Genomic DNA, 4,490 nt, shown 5'->3' on the forward strand with positions numbered 1-4,490 from the left:
GTCCACGGCCTCGTGGACGACGCCGCACCCGCCGTCGAGCCGGGCAGGGACACCGAGGTGTCCACAGTGGACGCCCCGGTGTCCCCCACCCCCCTGCCGGAGCCTGTGCCGGCCACCGCATCGCCGCAGGTCATCTGCGGGGCACACCTCGAAATCCCGCCTGTCCCCCCCCGCCCGAAGCTGAGCACCGAGGAAGCCCGCGCCGCGATCGAGCAGGCATGGCGGGACGGCCTGAGCGTCCGTGAGGCGGCCCGGGTGTCCACCCGCGCCCCCTCGCAGGTGCAGCGGGTGTACGCACGCCTCGACACCGAGAACGCCCCCGTCCACCCGCGACACGACGACGACCACATCGAGGGTCAGACCGAGATTGAGGTCCCGGCCGCCGCGTGACCGAGAGAGGGTCAGGGGACACCTCCCCTGACCCTCTTGCGCAGGCTGACACATTGTGTCAGACTGACTCACGTCCGCCTGATCCACCCTCACCCGGCGGGGCGCCGCCACCACCAGGAGGAACCATGCACGAGACCCAGCTTGACGATGTGCCCGCCCGTATCACCGCGTCCGCCGCGCGGCTCGGCGGACCGGCCGCCACCCCGGCCGAGAAGGCAGACGCAGCCGCTCTCCTGCGGGACCTGCTGGAGGCCGCTCGCAGCCACGGCGTCACCCTCGCGCACTTCGACGCCGTGGCCGACCTCCCGCAGGCGGCCCTGATGGTCATCCGCTCGGCCCGCGAGGAGGCGTGATGGCGACCCCGGCCGACATGTCTCACGCGATGCTGATCGCGATCCTCATGCACCACGGCGGCTCGCTCGACCTGCCCGCCGGCGCTTTCCAGAAGGACGCGCTCGGCGGCCTGGACGGCGCGTTCCACGCCGTGGCGATGGAGCCCCGCCTCGATGGCACGGTCCGCATCAGCGTCCAGCCCCGCCCCGCCGGGGACGAGGGAGGAATCACCACGATCTGACCGACACGACGATGCCCCGCCGGTGATCCGGCGGGGCGTCTCGCTCGTAAGGGATGATCACCCCTCAGAAATGGCAACGGCCCGGGCATCTCACCTCCCGGGCCGCCCGCCTCCGCAGGTGCCAAACCACCGAACGGAAACGTTGCTGTGACCAGAGTACGGAGCGAAGCGCCTCCTTCGCCACAGCGGCCCGCCCGCCGCACATGCCGCCGTAGCGGCTGCTCGAAGAAGTTCACCCCAAACCCCCGCACACCGGGCCAAACGTACTGCTCCCCGAACTGCCGGAAGCGCGCTTCCGAGGCGGACGCGGTTCGACCCCCGAAAACGGGGTCTGACCTGCAGAAAGACACCTCCCGAGGTGTCCGCTTCTTGGTAACTGACGAACAGAGTTGTCAGATCGCCGAAACCGCAGGTCAGAGCGGTGCGGTCGATGGGGCCACCGAGGGGGGTCCGGTCACGGTCGTCACCCCGGCTCTGCGGCGGTGGCGGCGCCGCCGGATCATGCAGGAGATCACCGCGATCGACCGGTGCCGGAAGTGCGCGCGCCGCGCCGTGGCGCCGGAGCTGGGCACGCTGACGGCCCGCACCGAGGACGGGAAGGCGTCCGGCCGCGGGGTCCAGCTCTGCGAGTCGATCTGGGCGTGCGCGGTGTGCGAGAGCGCCAAGCGCGCCGAGGACACCCACGAGCTGACCACGGCCGCTCTGCGGTGGCTGGCCCGTGGGGGGACTCTGGCGGCCGTGGTGCTGACCACCCGGCACACCCGTGCGGACGCACTGGACGACCTGGTCTGTGCCCTGTGGGGGACGCGGCAGCGCGTGGACGAGACGACGGGGGAGGTCACGCCGAGGGTCCCGGGCGCCTACCAGCGGCTCCTGACATCGCAGAGCTTCCGGCGCCACGTGGCCCCGGCGGTCGGCTACATCGGCATGGCGCGTAACCCGGAGATCACCCGCTCGCAGGCGGGCGGGTGGCACCCGCACCTGAACCTGCTGGTGTTCCTCGGTGGCCAGTTGGAGGGCACCCCGGCCAACGGCCAGCTGATCTACACGGATGAGGACGGCAACGGGTACTTCGAGCCGGGCGAGGGCCGGAGCTGCACGTTCGAGCCGCCCGCCGAGGACCTGGAGGCGTTCGAGGAGTGGATGCACGGCTTCTGGGCGGGGGCTCTGCGGTCGATCGACCCGACGTACGAGACGTCGACCGAGTGTGAGCGGGCCAACTGCAAGTGCGGCGGCAAGGGCCACGGTGTGCGCATCGACGTGATCCGGTCGCCCGATGACAAGGCGCTGATCGAGTACCTGACCAAGGTGGGCGGGGAGACGGCCAAGTCGGTCCAGGCCGACGTGGACGCGGCCAAGGGCGCGGCGGCCGAAGTCGCCCACTCGACGGCCAAGGGCGCCAAGGGCACCCGGTCGATGACCGCCTTTCAGTTCCTTGACCGGCTGTGGGCGATCGAGCGCGACGGCCTGGCCGAGGCCGACGCCCCGGGGTACGGGACGGCCGAGCAGTGCCGTGCGTGGTCGCTGGAGTACGAGGCCGCGACCCGGGGCCGGCGGGCGTTCGAGATGACCCGGGGCCTCGCCCGGCACACCGACCTGGCGGGCGAGCTGGAGGCGTACCGCTACCAAGAGATGCACCGCCGCCTGCTCGGCGGTGTGGTCCTGACCTCGGAGGCGCACGGCCAGGTGGCCGAGGCTGGGAGCGACTTCGCCGTGGCCGAGCTGGTGGCCGCCAGCCTCGAGGCAGAGGTGGCCGGCCTGGTGGCCGACGCGGGTGGCCGGGCGGACCACGCGCGGGTCGTGGACGAGGCCGGAGCCGCGGAGTGGGTGGAGTCCCTGGCGGAGGTGATGGCCGCCAAGGCCCGGCAGCGGGCGGCCGAGAGGGCGGAGTGGGACCGGCTGGCCGAGGCCGGGCACGGCCTGGTGCCGTGCGAGCCGTGCGGCGGCACCGGCCACCGCGAGGAGTACGCCGCCATCCACGGCGGCCAGTGCTTCCCCTGCGGCGGCACCGGCCGGGTCATCGGCGACGCCGACGACGACCAGGAGCACGACGGCTGACCGCGCATTGTTCCAATGCGCACTACCTCGCTGTGGTGATCTGCTGCGGGACGGCGGGCGTTATGGGGCGGCCGGTCACGGCCCGGACCGGCCGCCGGCGGGGATGGTGGGACCTCCCTCCGGCTCTGCGGAGAGAGGTGTCGCTCCGTCGGGGGGCTTGCCGGGCGGCCGGTCCGTGCAGGTCGGTGAGCTGGGCAAGCCGCGGGCGCCCGCGGCTTGCCCCCACCGGCGGTCCCACCGCCGGTCCCCCGGCCCAACCACCCGTCCACCCACGGGTGGGTGCGCCTATGGGGCCCACTGGGCACTACCTCGCTCACCCCCCCCAACGCACGACGAAGCCCCCGCCGGACGATCCGGCGGGGGCTTCGAGGGGCGGGGTCAGAGGGCGTTGGGCTCCAGGGAGAAGAACAGCGTGGGGGCGGCGGCGACCGCCTCCCGCTGTTCCTGCGTCGGCTGCGCCTGCGCGATCGTGGCCCGGAGGTCGAGCCAGACCCGCTCGCGGGTCGCGCCCTCAGCGGGGGTGATGACGCCGCTCCAGGTCGCCTGGCGGCCGTCGTGGGACTGCATGGTGAGGATGTACAGGAACTCGCGCATGGGGGCCTCCTGGCGGTGGTTGGGGCGGGGCACCGGCCGGTGCCCCGCCGAGGGGGCGTCAGCTGGCGTCGTACCGCGCCTGCTCCAGCGCGTCCCGGACGGCCTGCTCGCCCTGGATCTCGCCGCGCTCGATCGCGGCGTACACGGCGGCCGAGCCCATGTACATCCGGTCCTGGAAGTTGACCCCCTCGGAGGAGGAGGAGTCGTCGTTCTTCTTGCCACCGAACAGGCCCATGATGATCTCCCTTGCGGTTGTGTCAGCTTGTGCCGACCGCTTCACTATGACACGACTGTGTCAGTCTGCGCAAGCCCCGTCGAATTGAGAATGCCTAGGTGTGTGTCGTGGCTCGTGCTCCTGGCGCTCGTTGATCCCGGCATGAGTACGAGCGATGACGTTGCGGGTGGGGCCGAGCCGACGCAGGAGTACGGCGTGCTGTGGGTGCCGGTGAGGTGTCCGGGCGACTGCCTGTGCTCGGACTGCTCGGGTGCGGGGGACATGTGGGCCGACGCCCAAGCGGAGATGCGGGAGGAGCTGGGCGAGGACCCGTTGGGTCCTGATGCCTAGGTGTGGCGGTCGAAAGTGCCAGAGGTGTGGTGCGGAGCCGGATGATGTGCACGTGCAGAACAGTGATGCGAGCAGGGCGGAGCGGGCGCGGTGGTGTGGGTGGTGTGGGCTGCCGATTCCGGGGCCGCATCCGGTGGTGGGGCGGCCGCGGCTGTACTGCCGGACGGGTGGGTGCCGGACGCGGGCGGCGGAGCACAGGCGGGAGCAGGCCCGGACGCGGGCGGCGGTGCTGGCGGCGGAGCGCGCGGTGCTCGGCCGACCGGAGGAGCCGATCGTGCCGCCCGCGCCGGGATCTGCACGTGCGCAACC

7 protein-coding genes and 1 pseudogene are annotated in these 4,490 nt (G+C 72.4%); 6 read left to right on the forward strand and 2 right to left on the reverse strand.

From position 1 onward, the window contains the following. The 4 genes from ACWGR4_RS47900 to ACWGR4_RS47915 form a co-directional block, all read left to right on the forward strand. On the forward strand, window positions 1-390 hold a 390-nt coding region (locus ACWGR4_RS47900), incomplete at its 5' end, for a helix-turn-helix domain-containing protein (protein WP_452134352.1). A gap of 125 nt (window positions 391-515) precedes the next feature. Further along, window positions 516-743 (forward strand): hypothetical protein, encoded by a 228-nt coding sequence (locus tag ACWGR4_RS47905; protein WP_376041173.1) that lies wholly within the window; start codon window positions 516-518, stop codon window positions 741-743. Then, window positions 743-964, forward strand: a complete 222-nt coding sequence (locus tag ACWGR4_RS47910) for a hypothetical protein (RefSeq protein ID WP_376041175.1) — start codon at window positions 743-745, stop codon at window positions 962-964. Before ACWGR4_RS47905 ends, ACWGR4_RS47910 begins: the two co-directional genes overlap by 1 nt. 369 nt (window positions 965-1,333) lie before the next feature. Further along, window positions 1,334-3,022, forward strand: coding sequence for a replication protein (locus tag ACWGR4_RS47915; RefSeq protein ID WP_376189693.1), 1,689 nt, complete (start codon window positions 1,334-1,336; stop codon window positions 3,020-3,022). Window positions 3,023-3,400: 378 nt separating this feature from the next. Here ACWGR4_RS47915 and ACWGR4_RS47920 read toward each other — a convergent pair whose 3' ends face one another. Both ACWGR4_RS47920 and ACWGR4_RS47925 read right to left on the reverse strand, forming a co-directional pair. Continuing rightward, window positions 3,401-3,616, reverse strand: coding sequence for a hypothetical protein (locus tag ACWGR4_RS47920; protein ID WP_376183994.1), 216 nt, complete (start codon window positions 3,614-3,616; stop codon window positions 3,401-3,403). A 58-nt stretch (window positions 3,617-3,674) separates the two neighbouring features. Then, window positions 3,675-3,851: a hypothetical protein gene (locus ACWGR4_RS47925; protein WP_157028735.1), complete on the reverse strand. Its 177-nt coding sequence runs from the start codon at window positions 3,849-3,851 to the stop codon at window positions 3,675-3,677. A 141-nt stretch (window positions 3,852-3,992) separates the two neighbouring features. On the opposite strand from ACWGR4_RS47925, the gene ACWGR4_RS47930 reads away from it, so the two are divergent. Together ACWGR4_RS47930 and ACWGR4_RS47935 are read left to right on the forward strand one after the other, a co-directional pair. Further along, on the forward strand, window positions 3,993-4,181 hold the full coding sequence (locus ACWGR4_RS47930; RefSeq protein ID WP_376189705.1) for a hypothetical protein: 189 nt from the start codon (window positions 3,993-3,995) through the stop codon (window positions 4,179-4,181). Between the two features lie 52 nt (window positions 4,182-4,233). Next, window positions 4,234-4,490: pseudogene (locus ACWGR4_RS47935) on the forward strand (hypothetical protein); the annotation flags it as partial.

It is taken from the genome of Embleya sp. NPDC055664, assembly GCF_053618075.1.